Source organism: Burkholderia sp. AU6039 (assembly GCF_002223365.1).
Classification (GTDB): domain Bacteria; phylum Pseudomonadota; class Gammaproteobacteria; order Burkholderiales; family Burkholderiaceae; genus Burkholderia.
Genome location: NZ_NKFK01000005.1, coordinates 1,428,943 through 1,447,339 on the forward strand (window position 1 = coordinate 1,428,943; position 18,397 = coordinate 1,447,339).

At 67.3% G+C, this 18,397-nt stretch carries 16 protein-coding genes; 12 read left to right on the forward strand and 4 right to left on the reverse strand.

Going from position 1 to position 18,397, the window contains the following annotated elements; all coding sequences use genetic code 11:
• Nucleotides 1-9: 9 nt before the first annotated feature.
• Nucleotides 10-597 carry an RNA 2'-phosphotransferase gene (locus CFB39_RS24150; protein ID WP_089474727.1) on the reverse strand — a complete coding sequence of 196 codons (588 nt, stop codon included), beginning with the start codon at nucleotides 595-597 and terminating at the stop codon, nucleotides 10-12.
• 601 nt (nucleotides 598-1,198) lie between these two features.
• On the opposite strand from CFB39_RS24150, the gene CFB39_RS24160 reads away from it, so the two are divergent.
• The 4 genes from CFB39_RS24160 (at nucleotide 1,199) to CFB39_RS24175 (ending at nucleotide 7,050) form a co-directional block, all read left to right on the forward strand.
• Nucleotides 1,199-1,936: a gluconate 2-dehydrogenase subunit 3 family protein gene (locus CFB39_RS24160; protein WP_089427651.1), complete on the forward strand. Its 738-nt coding sequence runs from the start codon at nucleotides 1,199-1,201 to the stop codon at nucleotides 1,934-1,936.
• Nucleotides 1,936-3,714 carry a GMC family oxidoreductase gene (locus CFB39_RS24165; protein WP_089427650.1) on the forward strand — a complete coding sequence of 593 codons (1,779 nt, stop codon included), beginning with the start codon at nucleotides 1,936-1,938 and terminating at the stop codon, nucleotides 3,712-3,714. The genes CFB39_RS24160 and CFB39_RS24165 overlap by 1 nt, the downstream gene beginning before the upstream one ends.
• Nucleotides 3,711-5,123: a cytochrome c gene (locus CFB39_RS24170; RefSeq protein WP_089474728.1), complete on the forward strand. Its 1,413-nt coding sequence runs from the start codon at nucleotides 3,711-3,713 to the stop codon at nucleotides 5,121-5,123. Before CFB39_RS24165 ends, CFB39_RS24170 begins: the two co-directional genes overlap by 4 nt.
• Nucleotides 5,124-5,331: 208 nt before the next feature.
• Nucleotides 5,332-7,050 (forward strand): cation:proton antiporter, encoded by a 1,719-nt coding sequence (locus tag CFB39_RS24175; protein ID WP_089474729.1) that lies wholly within the window; start codon nucleotides 5,332-5,334, stop codon nucleotides 7,048-7,050.
• 221 nt (nucleotides 7,051-7,271) lie between these two features.
• Here CFB39_RS24175 and CFB39_RS24180 read toward each other — a convergent pair whose 3' ends face one another.
• Both CFB39_RS24180 and CFB39_RS24185 read right to left on the reverse strand, forming a co-directional pair.
• Nucleotides 7,272-9,170, reverse strand: a complete 1,899-nt coding sequence (locus CFB39_RS24180) for a penicillin-binding protein 2 (protein WP_089474730.1) — start codon at nucleotides 9,168-9,170, stop codon at nucleotides 7,272-7,274.
• Between the two features lie 407 nt (nucleotides 9,171-9,577).
• The gene (locus CFB39_RS24185) at nucleotides 9,578-9,922 is read right to left on the reverse strand and encodes a DUF3564 family protein (protein WP_089474731.1); all 345 of its coding nucleotides are present in this window, start codon (nucleotides 9,920-9,922) and stop codon (nucleotides 9,578-9,580) included.
• 650 nt (nucleotides 9,923-10,572) lie between these two features.
• Between CFB39_RS24185 and CFB39_RS24190 the strand changes: the two genes are divergently transcribed.
• Nucleotides 10,573-11,784 carry an SDR family oxidoreductase gene (locus tag CFB39_RS24190; protein WP_089474732.1) on the forward strand — a complete coding sequence of 404 codons (1,212 nt, stop codon included), beginning with the start codon at nucleotides 10,573-10,575 and terminating at the stop codon, nucleotides 11,782-11,784.
• 55 nt (nucleotides 11,785-11,839) lie between these two features.
• Here the strand turns inward: CFB39_RS24190 and hpaR are convergent, their stop codons facing one another.
• A complete protein-coding gene (gene hpaR / locus CFB39_RS24195) occupies nucleotides 11,840-12,280 on the reverse strand; it encodes a homoprotocatechuate degradation operon regulator HpaR (RefSeq protein WP_039356885.1) in 441 nt (146 codons plus the stop codon).
• A 152-nt stretch (nucleotides 12,281-12,432) separates the two neighbouring features.
• Between hpaR and CFB39_RS24200 the strand changes: the two genes are divergently transcribed.
• Genes CFB39_RS24200 through hpaI form a run of 7 tightly spaced genes read left to right on the forward strand, consistent with a single transcriptional unit; the run spans nucleotide 12,433 to nucleotide 18,337 of the window.
• Nucleotides 12,433-13,122, forward strand: a complete 690-nt coding sequence (locus tag CFB39_RS24200; RefSeq protein ID WP_089474733.1) for a fumarylacetoacetate hydrolase family protein — start codon at nucleotides 12,433-12,435, stop codon at nucleotides 13,120-13,122.
• Nucleotides 13,119-13,883: a fumarylacetoacetate hydrolase family protein gene (locus tag CFB39_RS24205; protein ID WP_089474734.1), complete on the forward strand. Its 765-nt coding sequence runs from the start codon at nucleotides 13,119-13,121 to the stop codon at nucleotides 13,881-13,883. The genes CFB39_RS24200 and CFB39_RS24205 overlap by 4 nt, the downstream gene beginning before the upstream one ends.
• A gap of 22 nt (nucleotides 13,884-13,905) precedes the next feature.
• Nucleotides 13,906-15,369 carry a 5-carboxymethyl-2-hydroxymuconate semialdehyde dehydrogenase gene (gene hpaE, locus CFB39_RS24210; protein WP_089474735.1) on the forward strand — a complete coding sequence of 488 codons (1,464 nt, stop codon included), beginning with the start codon at nucleotides 13,906-13,908 and terminating at the stop codon, nucleotides 15,367-15,369.
• Between the two features lie 50 nt (nucleotides 15,370-15,419).
• Complete coding sequence (hpaD, locus tag CFB39_RS24215; protein WP_089474736.1) at nucleotides 15,420-16,268, forward strand: 3,4-dihydroxyphenylacetate 2,3-dioxygenase; 849 nt, start codon at nucleotides 15,420-15,422, stop codon at nucleotides 16,266-16,268.
• Nucleotides 16,269-16,301: 33 nt separating this feature from the next.
• Nucleotides 16,302-16,694, forward strand: a complete 393-nt coding sequence (locus CFB39_RS24220) for a 5-carboxymethyl-2-hydroxymuconate Delta-isomerase (RefSeq protein WP_089427640.1) — start codon at nucleotides 16,302-16,304, stop codon at nucleotides 16,692-16,694.
• 20 nt (nucleotides 16,695-16,714) lie between these two features.
• Nucleotides 16,715-17,518 carry a 2-oxo-hept-4-ene-1,7-dioate hydratase gene (gene hpaH, locus CFB39_RS24225; protein ID WP_089474737.1) on the forward strand — a complete coding sequence of 268 codons (804 nt, stop codon included), beginning with the start codon at nucleotides 16,715-16,717 and terminating at the stop codon, nucleotides 17,516-17,518.
• 12 nt (nucleotides 17,519-17,530) lie between these two features.
• Nucleotides 17,531-18,337 (forward strand): 4-hydroxy-2-oxoheptanedioate aldolase, encoded by an 807-nt coding sequence (gene hpaI, locus CFB39_RS24230; RefSeq protein WP_089474738.1) that lies wholly within the window; start codon nucleotides 17,531-17,533, stop codon nucleotides 18,335-18,337.
• The last annotated feature ends 60 nt before the right edge of the window (nucleotides 18,338-18,397 follow it).

Below are 18,397 nucleotides of genomic sequence, written 5' to 3' on the forward strand. Positions count from 1 at the left end.
GCGCGCGTCTCAGCGCGCGGGCCCGTCCATCTCTTTGAGGAATTCCGCCGGCACGGTGTCGGTCAGCCATACGCCGTTTTCCGCGACGAAGAACGTGTGGCCTTGCCGATGCATGCGCTGCGCATCGACCTCGAGTATCACGGGCACGCCGTAGCGTGTGCCGACGGCCAGCGCCGTCCGGATGTCCGGCGACAGATGCACGTGATGACGGGCGCCGGGTTTCAGCCCTTGCTCCCGAATCGAATCCAGGAAGCGCGTCGCCGTGCCGTGATACAGGCGCTCGGGCGGCTGCGCGGTGGGATAGCGTCGCTGCACGGCGGGCGTCGAATGGCCTTGCACCGCACGGATGCGACGGCCGTCGTCGGAGAGGGCGAAGCGTTGCTTGTCGTTGGTCGCGCAGACGGTTTCGAGCGTCGCACGATCGAGGTGGTGCCCCTGGCGAGCAGCGCCGGAAAGCAGTGCGTCGATGTCGGCCCAGCCTTCCGGGTCGAGTTGCAGCCCGATCGACTGCGGCGCGTGGCGCAGCAGGTAGCTGAGATATCGGCTGATGCCGGTCGCGTCGGTCGCCGGCAGTTCATTCTTTTTGTGTGGTTTCATGAGACGCGGAGGCTACCAGAGCACCGTGCAAAAAAGCACGCCTCGGTACCCCGCGTAGCAGGAAAGAGACAGCCTTCGGCGCAGCGCGCCACACAACAATCGTCTACCTGACGCCCGCGTCAGTCGGTATTCCCGCGATCCTTGTCGATTCCGACTCCCGGATTTTTCAATTGTTGCGATTTTCGATGCATTGAATTGCACTGATACGACACTCAATGGAACCGGTTCCATTTATAATTCGCGGCACTTGTCGCCGGGCCCGAAAGAGGGTCGTGCACGTTGCGCTTGCTGTCGGCAAACGCGGCGTCTAAGTTGAATGAGGGTCATGAGCGATGAGGGGCAGATGCGGGCAGATGCCGGCATTTGTCAGACGATAAGGCTCGCGAAGAAGCCGATCCGTGCAGCGCAACCTGAATTGGCGCGATGCGCGGCTGCTTGAAGGCGCTGCCGTGCATGGCATGGGCGGCGCCAGCAGCGAGGTTGTTCGCAACAGACGAAAGAACAGGACGGCCAGCCGCGTGCGGCATGGCTGCCATGCCGGACATGCCGCATGCGGAGTGCGCGCGTCCGGGTCCCGATCCCCAACGATCAACATCCGACCATGTCCACGCCACCTGACAAACCCAACTCGCGCCGCCGTTTCCTGCGCACGTCGGTCGCGCTCGTGCCGATCGCGTCGGTCGCCGGCTGCGACCTGCGCTCGTCGTCGCCTTCCGCGACGACCGGCAACGCGCCCGGTGCATCGGCCAGTGCCGAACGCGCGCCATACAAGCCGACCTTCTTCGATGCGAAGGAATGGGCGTTCGTCCAGGCCGCCGTCGACCGGCTGATTCCGGCCGACGCCGAAGGGCCCGGTGCGCTCGAATCGGGCGTGCCCGAATTCATCGACCGCCAGATGGAGACGCCGTATGCGCACGGCGCCACCTGGTACATGCAGGGGCCGTTCCAGCAAGGCGTGCCCGAGCTCGGCTATCAGCTGAAGCTGGTGCCGCGCGACATCTACCGGCTCGGTATCGCGGCGGTCAACCGCTATTGCGAGAAGACTCACGGCAAGGCGTTCGCGGATCTCGACGCGCCGACGCGCGACACCGTGCTAGGCGCGCTGGAGAAGGGCGGCGCGCAGATCGACGACGTGCCGCCCGGCGTGTTCTTCGGTCAGTTGCTGCAGAACACGCGCGAAGGTTACTTCTGCGATCCGGTGCATGGCGGCAATCACGACATGGCCGCGTGGAAGATGATCGGCTTTCCGGGCGCGCGCGCGGACTTCATGGATTTCGTCAACCAGAACGGCAAGTCGTATCCGTACGGCCCCGTCTCGATCAACGGGGAGCGCAGCTGATGGCCGCAGAGAAAAAGCCGCATGTCGATGCTGTGATCGTCGGCTTCGGCTGGACCGGCGCGATTCTCGCGAAGGAACTGACCGAAGCGGGCCTGAACGTCGTCGCGCTCGAGCGCGGCGAGTATCGCGACACCTATCCGGACGGCGCGTATCCGAACACGATCGACGAGCTGACCTACAACATCCGCAAGAAGCTGTTCCTCGACCTGTCGAAGACGACCGTGTCGATCCGCCACGGCCTGCAGGACACCGCGCTGCCGTACCGGCAGCTCGCCGCGTTCCTGCCGGGCGAAGGTGTGGGCGGCGCGGGGCTGCACTGGTCCGGCGTGCATTTCCGGATCACGCCGGAAGAGCTGCGCCTGCGCAGCCACTATGAAGAGCGCTACGGCAAGAAGTTCATCCCCGAAGGGATGACGATCCAGGACACGGGCGTGACCTACGAGGAGCTCGAACCGCATTTCGACTTCGCCGAGAAGGTGTTCGGCACGTCGGGGCAGGCGTACAAGGTCGGCGGCAAGGTGGTCGGCGACGGCAACGTGTTCGAGGCGAACCGCAGCGACAACTTCCCGCTGCCCGCGCAGCTCAATACCTATTCGGCGCAGCGCTTCTCCGATGCAGCGAAGTCGCTCGGCCTGCATCCGTACCGGCTGCCGTCGGCGAACACGTCGGGGCCGTACACGAACCCGTACGGCGTGCAGATGGGCCCGTGCAACTTCTGCGGCTACTGCAGCGGCTACGCGTGCTACATGTACTCGAAGGCGTCGCCGAACCTGAACATCCTGCCCGCGCTGAAGCAGGCGCCGAACTTCGAGCTGCGCTCGAAGTGCCACGTGCTGCGCGTCGACCTCGACGATACGAAGAAGCGCGCCACGGGCGTGACCTACGTCGACCCGGCCGGGCGTGAAGTGCATCAGCCGGCCGATCTCGTGATCGTGGCCGCGTTCCAGTACCACAACGTGCACCTGCTGCTGCTGTCGGGCATCGGCAAGCCGTACGACCCGATCTCGGGCGAAGGCGTCGTGGGCCGCAATTTCGCGTACCAGAACCTGTCGACGATCAAGGCGTTCTTCGACAAGGATACCTACACGAATCCGTTCATCGGCGCGGGCGGCAACGGCGTCGCGGTGGACGATTTCAACGCGGACAACTTCGATCACGGCCCGCTCGGCTTCGTCGGCGGCTCGCCGCTGTGGGTGAACCAGGCCGGCGTGAAGCCGATCAGCGGCATCGCGACGCCGCCCGGCACGCCGCAGTGGGGCTCGGCGTGGAAGAAGGCGGTGAAGGACAACTACGCGCACACGATCTCGATGGACGCGCACGGCACCAACATGTCGTACCGCGACGTGTATCTCGATCTCGATCCGACCTATCGCGATTCGTACGGCCAGCCGCTGTTGCGGATGACGTTCGACTGGAAGGACAACGACATCAAGATGGCGCAGTACGTGACCGGGCAGATGAAGAAGATCGCGGAGGCGATGGGGCCGAAGGCGATCAGCGTGTCGACGCGCGAGTTCGGCAAGCACTTCGATTCGCGCGCGTACCAGACGACCCACCTCGTCGGCGGCGCGATCATGGGCACCGACCCGAAGACGAGCGTGCTGAACCGCTACCTGCAGTGCTGGGACGTGCACAACGTGTTCGTGATGGGCGCATCGGCGCTGCCGCAGGGCATCGGCTACAACCCGACCGGGATCATCGCGGCGCTGGCCTACTGGTCGGCACGTGCGATCCGCGAGCAATACCTGAAAAATCCCGCCCCGCTGGTGACCGCATGAAGAGGACGATGAACCACAACGTCACGCGCCGGATGTCGCGCGCGCTGGCAGCCGGTGCGGCCTGGGCCGCGTTCGGCTTCGCCGGCTCGACGGCGTTCGCGCAGCCGGCAACTCCCGCGGCGGCTTCCGGCCCGGCGGCCGCACCCGCGGCCCAATCCGCCGACGCGGCCCTGATCAAGCGCGGCGAATATCTCGCGCGGGCAGGCGACTGTATCGCGTGCCACACCGCGAGCGGCGGCAAGCCGTTCGCGGGCGGGCTGAAATTCGACACGCCGATCGGCGGGATCTACTCGACGAACATCACGCCGGACCCGAAAACGGGCCTGGGCGGCTGGACCGTCGAGGACTTCACGCGCGCGGTGCGCGAAGGCGTGCGCAAGAACGGCGACACGATGTATCCGGCCATGCCGTTCCCGTCCTACGCGCGCCTGACCGACGACGACATGAAGGCGCTGTACGCGTACTTCATGCACGGCGTCGCGCCCGTCGAGCACGAGAACCGCGCGGTCGACATCGTGTGGCCGCTGTCGATGCGCTGGCCGCTCGGGATCTGGCGCAAGATGTTCGCGCCGACGCCGAAGCCGTTCGACGCGGCGCCATACACCGATCCGGTGGTCGCGCGCGGTGCGTATCTCGTGCAGGGGCTCGGCCACTGCGGCGCGTGCCATACGCCGCGCGCGCCGACCATGCAGGAGCGCGGGCTGACCGACGCGGACGGCCCGGACTTCCTGGCCGGCGGCGCGGCGATCGACGGCTGGGTGCCGACGAGCCTGCGCGGCGAACCGCGCACGGGCCTCGGCACGTGGACGGAAACCGAGATCGTGCAGTTCCTGAAGACGGGCCGCACGCTGCGCACGGCCGCGTTCGGCGGGATGACGGACGTGGTCGGCCACAGCATGCAGCACCTGACCGACGACGACCTGAACGCGATCGCGCGCTACCTGAAGACGCTGCCGCCGCGCGTGCAGGGCGAGCAGCCGCACGTGTACGACGCGGCTGCCGCGAAGGCGCTGCAGACCGGCGACGCGAGCAAGCCGGGCGCGGCCGTCTATCGCGACAACTGCATGGCGTGCCACCGCAGCGACGGCCACGGCTACACGCGCGTGTTCCCGGCGCTCGCCGGCAACCCGGTCGTGCAGGGCGACGATCCGACCTCGCTGATCCACGTCGTGCTGGAAGGCAGCGCACTGCAGGGCACGCGCACCGCGCCGTCGACGTTCACGATGCCGCCGTTCGGCTGGCGCCTGTCGGACCAGGAAGTCGCGGACGTGTCCAACTTCGTGCGCACGAGCTGGGGCAACACGGGGGCTGCCGTGACGGCCGCGCAGGTCGCGAAGGTGCGCAAGAGCGTGCCGTCGACCCGGCCCGAACCGCCGCCGGGCGCGCGGTTCCCGCAAGCGTCGCGCTGACGGGGCGGCGGGGCGCGGGCCCCGCCTGTCGGATGTGCTGCAAGGCGCCGCCGTCTCCGCGCGGCGCCTTTCATTTCGCCGGGGTTGCACCCCGCAAAGGCGCGCCAATGCGTGAAATTTTCGCGGCGGCGCGCCATTTTTCCGCCTCATCCCTTATCCTTTCGTTCTTGAACCTTACTAAATAGTTACAAGAACTTCGGGAGGGGGGATGCCTCATGACGTCAGCCTGATTGCGTTGCTCGCGGCCGGTTTCGGTCTCGCGATGGTCTTCGGTTATTTCGCGTCGCTGTTGAAAATGCCGCCGCTCGTCGGCTATCTGCTTGCCGGGATCGTGATCGGCCCCGGCACGCCCGGCTTCGTCGGCGACCTGTCGCTCGCGCAGCAGCTCGCCGAAGTCGGCGTGATGCTGCTGATGTTCGGCGTCGGCCTGCATTTCTCGCTCGGCGATCTGCTCGCGGTGCGCAAGATCGCGCTGCCGGGCGCGATCGTCCAGATTACGGTGGCCACGCTGCTCGGCGGCGGGCTCGCGCTCACCTGGGGCTGGAGCGTCGGCGCGGCGCTCGTGTTCGGGCTCGCGCTGTCGGTCGCGAGCACGGTGGTGCTGCTGCGTGCGCTCGAAGGGCGCGGGCTGGTCGAGACGGTCAACGGGCGCATCGCGGTCGGCTGGCTCGTCGTCGAGGATCTCGTGATGGTGCTCGTGCTGGTGCTGCTGCCGCCCGTCGCGGGGCTGCTCGGCGGCACGCCGCCCGGCGACGCGCAGGCGGCCGGCGGCAGCGTGTGGGGCACGCTCGGTGTCACGATGCTGAAGGTCGCGGCGTTCATCGCGCTGATGCTGGTGGTCGGCAAGCGCGTGTTTCCGCGCATTCTGTGGCTCGTCGCGCGCACCGGCTCGCGCGAGCTGTTCACGCTGTGCATGATCGCGGCCGCGGTCGGCATCGCGTTCGGCGCGGCGAAGCTGTTCGACGTGTCGTTCGCGCTCGGCGCGTTCTTCGCCGGGATGATGATGCGCGAGTCGGAGTTCAGCCGGCGCGCGGCCGACGAGACGCTGCCGCTGCGCGATGCGTTCTCGGTGCTGTTCTTCATTTCGGTCGGGATGCTGTTCGACCCGAAGATTCTGCTCGCGGAGCCGCTGCACGTGATCGAGGTCGCGGCGATCGTGGTGATCGGCAAGACGCTCGCGGCAGTCGCGCTCGTGATCGCGTTCCGCTATCCGCTGAATACCGCGCTGACGGTCGGCGCGGGGCTCGCGCAGATCGGCGAGTTCTCGTTCATCCTCGCCGGGCTCGGCCGTGCGCTCGGGCTGCTGTCGGCCGAGGGGCAGAGCCTGATTCTGGCCGTCGCGCTGATCTCGATCGCGATGAACACGCTGCTGTTCGCGATGATCGATCCGGCGCTCGCGTGGATCCGCAAGCATTCGGCGTTCGCGCGCAAGCTCGAGGCGCGCGACGATCCGCTCGCCGCGCTGCCGATGTCGACGCCGCAGACGCACCTGACCGGGCAGGTCGTGATCGTCGGCTACGGCAAGGTCGGTACCCGAATCGCGCACGCGCTGGACGAGCGCGGCATCGCGTATGTCGTCGTCGAGCAGAATCGCGAGCTCGTCGAGAAACTGCGTGAGGACGGTGTCGCGGCCGTGTCGGGCGACGCGATCGAGCCGATCGTGCTCGTGCAGGCGCATATCGCGCGCGCCGGGATGCTGGTCGTCACGCTGCCCGATGTGTTCGACGTGCGGCAGATCGTCGAGATCTCGCGCACTTTGAATCCGGCGCTCGAGGTCGTGCTGTGCACGAACAGCGGCGACGAGGCCGCGCTGCTGTCGAGCGAAGGGATCGGCACCGTGTTCATGGGCGAGACCGAACTCGCGCGCGGGATGACCGAGCACGTGCTCGGCAGGATGACGAAGCCGGCCGTCGCGGCTTCGCATTGACGGCGCGCGGCATCGTGCCGCGTACCGGGCAGGGCGCGGCGGCCCGGGCGGGCCGAGGCGCGAAAAAATGGCAGGGGGTAGCGGCGGGAACGCTCAAATGATGCGCGGCGTTCCTGGAAAGTGAGGCGGTGCCCGATGACGGGGAGGTCTGAGGCGGCGACGAGGCCGTCGGAGCGTGACGCGCGCGCCGGGACGGCGGCGCGTCGCGCGGGCTACGCCGATCAACCCGCCGCCGTGTTTGCCTGCGCCGGCGCGCTCGATGGCGAGGCGGTCTTCAGCGATGCGGCAGTTTTCGGCGCAGCGGCTGTCTTGGGCTGCGTCGCCGACGCTTTCGGTGCAGCCACCGTCTTTTGCGGCGCAACGGCCTTCGCCGGCGGCGTCTTCTCGGGCTCGACCGGCGCGTCGGGCGGCACGCCGAGCAGCTGCAGCGAGCCGCTCGTGACCGACGCGAACACCGGGCCGGCCACCGTGCCGCCGTAGTAGCCCTTGCCGCGCGGCTCGTCGATCATCACCGCGACGATCAGGCGCGGGTTGCTCATCGGCGCCATCCCGGCGAACAGCGCGCGGTACTTGCCCTTCGCATAAGTCGCGCCGACCTGCTTGCGCGCGGTACCCGTCTTGCCGCCGATCCGGTAGCCGTCGACGCGCGCGCGGCGCCCCGTGCCGCCTTCGCCGACCGCCATCTCGAGCATCGAGCGGATCGCCGCGGCTGTTTGCGGCGACGTCACGCGGTGGCCGCGATGCGCGTCGATCGTCTGCTGGTCGGTGCCGTTCTTCAGCAGCGACACCGGGTGCAGCGTGCCGTCGCCGGCGTAGGCCGTGTAGGTCTGCGCGATCTGCAGCAGCGACATCGACAGGCCGTAGCCGTACGCCATCGTCGCCTGCTCGATCGGCCGCCAGCGCTTGTAGCCGCGCAGCCGGCCCGACGCGACGCCCGGGAACGTGAGTTCCGGTGCGCGGCCGATTCCGTATTCCTGGTATTTGTTCCAGATCGTTTCGGCAGGCAGGTTCAGCGCGAGCTTCGCGAGCGCGACGTTGCTCGACTTCTGCAGCGCCTGCGACACCGTCAGCGACCCGTGGTTCGACGTGTCGTGGATTACGGCCGGGCCGATCTTGTAGGTGCCCGGCGACGTGTTGATGATCGTGTTCGGCGTGACCTTGCGCTCGTCGATCGACAGCGCGACGACGAGCGGCTTGATCGTCGAGCCCGGCTCGAACGTGTCGATCACCGCGCGGTTGCGCAACTGCTGGCCGGTGAGGCGCGCGCGGTCGTTCGGGTCGAAGGTCGGATAGTTCGCGAGCGCGAGGATTTCGCCGTTCTGCGCGTCGAGCACCACGACGCTGCCGGCCACCGCGTTGTTTTCGACCACGGCCGCCTTGAGCTGGCTGAACGCGAGCTGCTGGATGCGGCGGTCGATCGTCAGTTCGATCGTCGCGCCGTGCTGCGCCGGGACGAGCGGGCGCGTATCCGACACGATGCGGCCGAGCCGGTCGCGGATCACCTCGCGCTGCCCGGACGTGCCCACCAGGCGCGCATTCGCCGCGAGCTCGACGCCTTCCTGCCCCTTGTCCTCGACGTTCGTGAAGCCGACCACGTGCGCGGCCGATTCGCCTTCCGGGTAGAAACGCTTCGAATCGGCGATCTGCGTGACGCCGTCGATCGCGAGCTTGTCGAGCTTGCCCGCGGTGTCCGCGTCGACCTGCCGCTTGAGCAGCACGAACGTCTTGTCGTTGCCGAGGCGCCGCTTGACCTCGACGAGCGGCATGTCGAGCAGCTTCGAGATCTGCGGGTAATCGGTGTCGGCGACCTGCTTCGGGTTCGCCCAGATTTCATAGGTCGACAGGCTGACGGCGAGCATCGCGCCGTTGCGGTCGACGATGCGCCCGCGCGTCGCATCGAGCTCGATCGTGCGCTGGTAGCGTTTCTGACCCTGGCCGACGTAGAACTCCTTGTTCGCGACCTGCACCCAGAAGGCGCGGCCGATCAGCGCGGCGAACGCGAGGAACACGATGATCACGATCAGCTTCGAGCGCCACATCGGCAGGCGCGACGCAAGCATCGGATGCTTGGTCGCGGCCGCGTACGGATCGGCGGGGTGGGTCTTCTTTTTCACGCTCATGCAATGGCCGGGTCGGGCCGCCCGAGGGCGGCGAGTCAGTCTGAATAATGCGATTGTAATAAATGAGTAAACGCCGTGTGGGGAAAGTATGTTCCGGCCCCAAGAAAATACCGATATCGGCGCGCTGACACCGGGTGAAAAAGGGGGGAGGGAGCGACATTTTCCCGAAGCCGCTGACGATGAAACTCGGGTGACTCGCGACGTGCAGAACGAGCGGCGGGGGGAATTCAGGTACGGATCGAGGCCAATCCCCCGATGTGCGATCAATTGACCGGTCCGTGGTTATTTCTTTAAACCGGAAAATGAAAACGCCCCGAAGTGGGGCGCCGTTAATGCTGAATATCGAAATGAATATCGCTGAAACCGGAATAAACCCGAAAACCGCAGACGAATTACATCGATTATTTCTATCGGGCGACGGAAATGAATTCCCGGTATTCCGGCTCGCTCGTGCAACGATCGACGGCCTGCAGTCGCCACGCGCCGGGGTGATTGCCGGCGAGTACCGCGGGGCCCTGTTCGCGCTGGGTCGCATCGAACGACAGTCCCTTCAACTGGCACACGGCATTCCCGCTGTCGGCCGCGCAGAGCGCCATTGCGCCCTCGACGTCGCGGACCTTGCCCCAGGTCGGAAGATCCATGCCCTGATGTGCCTCGCGCGACCACAGGCCCTCGTCGGTATCGACCCACAGTACCGCGAAGGCGTGCCGGGTTGCCGATTCGCTGCCATTAATCCGAATGGTGAGGCGCATTGTGATCGTCTCCTAAAAAAATGACACATTCGACCGTTTTGACTTGATCAGTCTAGATAGACTGGCGTGAAACGCAAGTGATAATCCGCAATAAATTCATATTGAGTCCATTGCGATTTCAGATGGAACGACGTCTGACGATTCATGGTTATTCCGGCCGAGCACGCGCAAACTCATGCGTGCCGGCGATCGCGGTGCCGATGGGGGCGGCCGATCATCGAGACATGGGATGACATGGGCGCGAGGCGCGTCGATCTGTCGCGCACGACCCGCCGGGGAAACCGGGCCGACCGGGGCGGCACGCCATCGTCGAAACGCTGGCCGATCGGATGTTGCGGCAGGTTGACGGCGCGCCCGGTACGACACACTCCGACAATCCCATACAAATCGGCACACTTTCACGAAACTTTCGGGACAGACTTGCCTGCGGTCGGGCCCCACACTGAGATCTTCCCGATCCAGTGCCGCGGACGCCCGTCCTCGGCGGCTGCCGCCGCCTCGTGCCAGAGACGCGATCGACGCGATCGCGGGCCGCACGCCCGATCGGGACTGCCGGGGCGCGCGTCAGGCCCCGGCCCGGCCGGTGAGCCGTGCGCAGCCCGCAACCGCGGGCGTCGCGCCGCCCGGCCGACTCTTCGAAGGAGACTATCGTGCTGATCTGGAAAACCGCGTTGTCGCTCAACTGGCGGACGAGCCTCGTGTCGCCGGCCAGCGCACCGGTCGCGGCGGCGAACGTCGGGCGGCTGGTGCTGACCGGCGCAACCGGCTTCATCGGCAGTACCGTACTGACGGCGCTCGTCAATGCGGGGCTGCTCGACCGCATCGTCTGCGTCGTGCGTGCGCAGGATCGCGGCCACGCCGTCGCGCGGCTGCGCGAAGCGGCACTGCGCGCGGGGCTGGCGCCGTACTGGGCGTCGCGCCTGACCGATGCGAACGTGATCGTCGGTGCGCTCGGCGACGTGTGGCAGGGCGCCGACGCGCCGCGCCTCGCCGCCGCGACGCACGTGATTCATTGCGCGGGCCATGCGTCACCGGCCGACGGCGCGCACCTGCGCGCCGACATCGCCGATGCGGTGCGCTTCGCCGAACGCTTCGCCCGGGCGCCGCGCCTGCAGCGCTTCGTGTACGTCGGCACGGCCTATGCGCATGCGGGCCGCGGCGGGATCGTGCAGGAAGAAGCCGCGGCCGCTGCGGCGAACGACGTCGCGCGCGACGAAGAAGGCCTGCCGGGCGCGGTGCTCGCGGCGGACTACCTGCATGCGAAGATCGAGACCGAGCAGCGGCTGCGGGCGCTCGGGCTGCCGCTCGTCGTGGTGCGGCCGTCGCATGTGGTCGGCCACACGGTGCTCGGTACGCGGCCCGCGCCGAATTCGTTCTGGATGTTCCGGCTCGCGCATGCCGCGCGCCGCTTCACCGCGCGGCCGATGACGCGCATCGACATCGTGTCGGTGGACGACGTGGCGCGTGCGACGATGCTGCTGGCCGTCAAGCCGACGCTCGCGCACGACCTGTATCACGTGTCGGCCGGCGACGAGGCGCCGCAGGTCGCGCAGATCGTGCGTGCGATGGACGAGGCGGCGGGGATGACGGGCGCGCCGCGCTACGCGGCGTGTGCGCCGGCCGAGTTGCCGCTCGTGGTGCGCGATGTGCTGGGGCGGACCGATCCGGCACTCGAACGGGTGATCGGCCGGGCACTGCAGCGCTGCGGGGAATTCGCGACGGTCGATCGCGTGTTCGACAACCGCCGCGTGCGCGACGAAATCGATTTCGAGCCGCTGCCGTTCATCGATTACGTCGAGGAATGCATGCGCACGTCGCGCGGCGTGGCCGTGACCGAGTTGATCCGCGGCACGGTGCACTGATCACCCGCGCCGCACCGGCGCCCGTTCCCGCGGTTGGCGGGAACGGGCGCCGTTTTCACGTGTTGCCGCCGAGCTCGATGAGCCGGTCGAGCGCGCGGTAGATGTCTTCGAGGCCGTCCTGGCCGAACCGCGATTCGAGCTGCCGGTACTGCTCGTCGATCCGCGGACCGATTTCCGTGACCAGTTTCCTGCTTTGCGGTGTCAGGCTGACCAGCAGCCGGCGCTGATCTTCCTGCGCGCGCGTGCGTGTGATCAGGCCGTCGCGCTCCATCCGTTCCAGCACGCCGGTCAGGCTCGGGCTCAGGATGCAGCAGCGCCGCGCGATCTGTCCCGCTTCGAGCGCCTGCGCCGGTTCGCCGTCGAGCACGCGGATGATCCGCCATTGCTGTTCGGTCAGCGCGAATTCCTTGAGAATGGGGCGAAACAGACCCATCAGCGTTTCGCGGGCCTCGAGCAGCAGCATGGCCAGGTTGCGGTGGTCGAGCGTACGGTTCATCGGGGAGAGCAGAGGACGGGGACGCATCAATCTTAACAGCCGCGGGTAGTGAATTTCGCCTATCAGGGTAATCGAGGTTGCCAGCGTTCGATTGTTTACTTAAGATATTAACTATTGACGATGCGCCGCGACGCGCGGCAGGGGAATGACGCATGGAGCTGTCTTGCACGACCGCCGCGGCGCCGCCGTTGCCGGTCGCCATCGGTACCGTCTACGGTGCGCTGCTCAACGAGCGCGCGGCGCTCGACGCGCTTGGCGATGCCGTGAACGCACCGCCTTACGGCCGCCCGCCGCAGGCGCCGATCCTGTACATCAAGCCCGCCAACACGCATGCGAGCGACGGCGCGGCCGTCATCGTGCCGGCCGGTGTCGACGCGCTGGAGATCGGCGCGTCGGTGGCCGTCGTGTTTGCTCGCCGCGCGACGCGCGTGCCGGCCGAACGGGCGCTCGACTATGTGCACGGCTTCACGCTCGCAAGCGATGTGTCGGTGCCGCATCCGGATTACTACCGCCCGGCCGTGCGCTTCAAATGCCGCGATGGTTTCTGCCCGCTGGGCCCGGCCATCGTGCCGGCGTCTGCGCTGGGCGATGTCGACGCGATCGGCCTGACCGTGCGGATCGATGGCGACGTAGCCGTGTCTGCCTCGACGGCCACGCTGATTCGGCCCGTGCGCGAGCTGATCGCCGACGTGACGGCCTTCATGTCCTTCGACGCGGGCGATGTCCTGCTGCTCGGCGTTGCCGGCGGCGCACCGCGCGCCCGCGCGGGCAGCACGATCGAGATTTCGGCCGCCGGCTTCGGCACGTTGCGGCACACGCTGATTGCGGAGGAAGCACGATGAAAACCGCACGCGTCATCTACAACGGCGCACTGCATGCGGCCGAACCGGCCGGCGATGGCGCGATCCGCCTCGATACGGGGCGCGTCGTCGCGGAAGAGGCGGTCGAATGGCTGCCGCCCGTCGCACCGCGCACGACGTTCGCGCTCGGCCTCAACTACGCCGACCACGCGAAGGAACTCGCGTTCAAGGCGCCGAGCGAGCCGCTGATCTTCCTGAAGGGGCCGAACACGTTCATCGGCCACCGGTCGCGCACCGTGCGCCCGGCGGATGCCACCCACATGCATTACGAGTGCGAGCTGGCCGTCGTGATCGGCCGGCCCGCGCGCAACGTGAGCCGCGCGCAGGCGCTCGATTACGTGGCCGGCTATACGGTCGCGAACGATTACGCAATCCGCGACTATCTCGAGAACTACTACCGCCCGAACCTGCGCGTGAAGAACCGCGACACCTGCACGCCGCTCGGGCCGTGGTTCGTCAGCCGCGACGAGATCGGCGATGCGGGCGACCTGACGCTGCGCACGACGGTGAACGGCCAGGAGACGCAGCGCGGCAGCACGCGCGACATGATCTTCGACGTGCCGGCGCTGATCGAGCACATCAGCGGCTTCATGACGCTCTCGCCGGGCGACCTGATCCTGACCGGCACGCCCGAGGGGCTGGCGGACACGAAGCCGGGCGACGAGGTCGTGACCGAGATCGAAGGGATTGGCCGGCTCGTGAACACGATCGTCGGCGAAGCAGACTACTATCGCGCCGGCTGAGCCCGTCGCCCAAGGAGAGAGCATGACCATCAAGCACTGGATCGACGGCCGCGAAGTCGCGAGCCGCGAGACGTTCACGACGCTGAATCCCGCGACGGGCGAGGTCATCACCGACGTCGCATCGGGCGGCGAGGCCGAAGTCGACGCGGCCGTGCGCGCCGCCAAGGAAGCGTTCCCGAAATGGGCGAACACGCCCGCCAAGGAGCGCGCGAAGCTGATGCGCAAGCTTGGCGAGCTGATCGAGAAGAACGTGCCGATGCTCGCGGCGCTGGAGACGCAGGACACCGGCCTGCCGATCGCGCAGACGAGCAAGCAGCTGATTCCGCGCGCGTCGGAGAACTTCAACTTCTTCGCGGAAGTGTGCGTGCAGATGAACGGCCGCACCTATCCGGTCGACGACCAGATGCTGAACTACACGCTGTACCAGCCGGTCGGCGTGTGTGCGCTGGTGTCGCCGTGGAACGTGCCGTTCATGACCGCGACGTGGAAGACGGCGCCGTGCCTCGCGCTCGGCAACACGGCCGTGCTGAAGATGTCGGAACTGTCGCCGCTGACGGCGGACCAGCTCGGCCGCCTCGCGCTCGAAGCCGGCATTCCGCCGGGCGTGCTGAACGTCGTGCAGGGCTATGGCGCGACGGCCGGCGATGCACTCGTGCGCCACCCGGACGTGCGCGCGGTGTCGTTCACCGGCGGCACGGTGACCGGCAAGCGGATCATGGAGCGTGCCGGTCTCAAGAAGTATTCGATGGAACTCGGCGGCAAGTCGCCGGTGCTGATCTTCGACGATGCCGATTTCGATCGCGCGCTCGACGCGTCGCTGTTCACGATTTTCTCGATCAACGGCGAACGCTGCACGGCCGGCTCGCGGATCTTCGTGCAGCGCACGATCTACGACCGCTTCGTGCAGGAGTTCGCACGCCGCGCGAACAACCTGGTGGTCGGCGATCCGTCCGATCCCGCCACGAACCTCGGCGCGATGATCACGCGCCAGCACTGGGAGAAGGTGACGGGCTATATCCGCATCGGCGAGCAGGAAGGCGCGCGCGTGGTCGCGGGCGGCGCGGACAAGCCGGCGGGCCTGCCCGACCATCTGCGCAACGGCAACTTCGTGCGGCCGACCGTGCTGGCCGGCGTCGACAACCGGATGCGCGTCGCGCAGGAAGAGATCTTCGGGCCGGTCGCGTGCCTGATCCCGTTCGAGGACGAGGAAGAAGGGCTGCGGCTCGCGAACGACACGTCGTACGGGCTTGCCTCGTACATCTGGACGCAGGATGTCGGCAAGGTGCATCGCCTCGCACGTGGCATCGAGGCCGGGATGGTGTTCGTGAACAGCCAGAACGTGCGCGACCTGCGCCAGCCGTTCGGCGGCGTGAAGGAGTCGGGCACCGGACGCGAGGGCGGCGAATACAGTTTCGAGGTGTTCGCGGAGATCAAGAACGTGTGCATCTCGATGGGTTCGCACCACATTCCGCGCTGGGGCGTGTGACGGGCGCGGGTGGTATGGCAGCACGAAAGAACCATACGGAGACTTGAACGATGGGCAAACTGTCCCTCGCCGCGAAGATCACGCACGTGCCGTCGATGTACCTGTCGGAACTGCCCGGCAGGCATCACGGCTGCCGCGAAGCGGCGATCCGCGGCCATCAACTGATCGGCGAGCGCTGCCGCGCGCTCGGCGTCGACACGATCGTCGTGTCGGACGTGCACTGGCTCGTCAACGCCGGCTATCACGTGAACTGCAATGCGCAGTTCTCGGGCACGTACACGAGCAACGAGCTGCCGCATTTCATCCGCGACATGCAGTACGCGTATCCAGGCAACCCGGCGCTCGGCCGGCTGATCGCCGAGACGGCCACCGAGCGCGGGATCGCGACGCGCGCGCACGAGATCGACAGCCTCGAACTCGAATACGGCACGCTGGTGCCGATGCGCTACATGAACGCCGACCAGCACTTCAAGGTCGTGTCGATCGCCGGCTGGTGCATGTGGCATCAGCTCGACGAAAGCCGGCGCTTCGGCGAGGCGCTGCTCGAAGCGATCGAGAAGAGCGACTCGAACGTCGCGTTCCTCGCGAGCGGGTCGCTGTCGCACCGCTTCAACGACAACGGCAGTCCCGAGGAATCGATCCACGAGATCAGCCGCGAATTCTTCCGGCAGGTCGACCTGCGCGTGGTCGAGCTGTGGAAGCAGGGGGACTTCAAGACCTTCTGCGCGATGCTGCCCGAGTACAACACGCATTGCCACGGCGAAGGCGGGATGCACGACACCGCAATGCTGCTCGGCTTGCTCGGCTGGGATCGCTACGACAAGCCTGTCGAGATCGTCACCGACTATTTCGCGAGTTCGGGCACCGGGCAGATCAATGCGATCTTTCCGCTCGCCTGAGCGCTGCGCCACGCCTTCGACAGGAGACCCGCCATGCCCCATATCGTCGTCGAATACACCGCGAACATCCGCGACGACGCGCGCATTCCCGCGCTGCTGCGCACGATCAACGCCACGCTGATCGCACAGGGCGGCGTGTTCCCGACGGGCGGCATCCGCTCGCGCGCGATCGAGCTGCAGGACTATTGCGTGGCCGACGGCACGGAGGACGACGCGTTCGTCCACGTGACGCTCAAGATCGGCTCGGGCCGTACCGACGAGCAGAAAAAGGCCGCGTGCGACGCACTGTTCGACGCGATCAACGCGCATTTCGCGGAGTTGTACGCGAAACGCTACCTGGCGCTGTCGATGGAACTGACCGAGTTCAGCGAAAGCGGCTCGTACAAGCACAACAACATCCATGCCCGCTACAAGCGGGCCGGCTGAACCCCATTCCCGATCCGACCATGCTCGAACCCGCCATCATCGACCAGCTCGCGCAGCGTCTGCACGACGCCGAGCGCGAGCGCAAGCAGATCCGCCAGATCTCGCTCGACCATCCCGACATCACGATCGACGACGCGTATGCGATCCAGCGCACGTGGGTCGCCCTCAAGCTCGCGGAAGGCCGCACGTTGAAGGGCCACAAGATCGGCCTGACGTCGAAGGCGATGCAGAACACGTCGCAGATCGACGAGCCCGACTACGGCGCGCTGCTCGACGACATGTTCTTCGCCGACGGCGGCACGATTCCCACCGGCCGCTTCATCGTGCCGCGCGTCGAGGTCGAGCTCGCGTTCGTGCTCGGCAAGCGGCTCACCGGCCCGGACTGCACGATCTTCGACGTGTACGACGCGGTCGACTACGTGGTGCCGGCGCTCGAGATCATCGACGCGCGCAGCCAGTCGATCGACCCCGACACGAAGCGGCCGCGCAAGGTGTTCGACACGATCGCCGACAACGCGGCGAACGCGGGCGTCGTGATCGGCGGGCGGCCGGTGAAACCGCAGGACGTCGACCTGCGCTGGGTCGCGGCGATCATGTCGCGTAATGGCGTGGTCGAGGAAACGGGCGTCGCGGCCGGCGTGCTGAACCATCCGGCGAACGGCGTCGCGTGGCTCGCGAACCGGCTGGCGCGCTTCGATGTCGCGCTGGAGCCGGGGCAGGTCGTGCTCGGCGGCTCGTTCACGCGGCCGTGCGCGGCGCGGCCGGGCGATACGTTCAGCGTCGACTACGGCCCGCTCGGGACGATCCAGTGCTACTTCGAGTGAGGTGAGCAAGCGATGCAGATTCCTTCGAATGTCTTCAAGGCCGCGCTGGCACGCGGCGACGCGCAGATCGGGCTGTGGCTCGGGCTCGCGAATCCGTACAGCGCCGAGGTGGTCGCGGGCGCCGGTTTCGACTGGCTGCTGATCGACGGCGAGCATGCGCCGAACACGGTGCCGACGATCCTCGCGCAACTGCAGGCGATCGCGCCGTATCCATCGCATCCGGTCGTGCGCGTGCCGTGGAACGATCCGGTGATCGTCAAGCAGGTGCTCGACCTCGGGGCGCAGACGTTGCTCGTGCCGATGGTGCAGAGCGCCGACGAGGCGCGCGCGGCGGTGGCGGCGACGCGTTATCCGCCGCACGGGATTCGTGGCGTGGGGAGTGCGCTGGCGCGTGCGTCGCGGTGGAATCGCGTCGGTGACTACCTGCATCGCGCGAACGACGAGATGGCCGTGCTCGTGCAGGTCGAGACGCGGGCGGGGCTCGATGCGATCGATGCGATTGCGCGGGTCGACGGTGTGGACGGCGTGTTCATCGGGCCGGCGGATCTCGCGGCCGATCTCGGGCATCTCGGCAATCCGGGGCACCCGGATGTGCAGGCGGCGATCGACGGCGCGATCCGGACGATCAAGGCGGCCGGCAAGGCGCCGGGGATTCTGAGCGCCGACGAGGCGGCTGCGCGGCGCTATCTGGAGGCGGGGGCGTTGTTCGTCGCGGTCGGTGTCGATACGACGCTGCTGGCGAGGAGTGCGGAGCGGTTGGCTGCGCAGTTCAACGGGACGGGGGAAGCGGCCGTGAAGAAGGGCGACGGGACGTATTGACCCGATGGCAGAGGCTGGCGTGTTCAGTCTACCGGGCGCCAGTCTTCCGCACGGCGGATT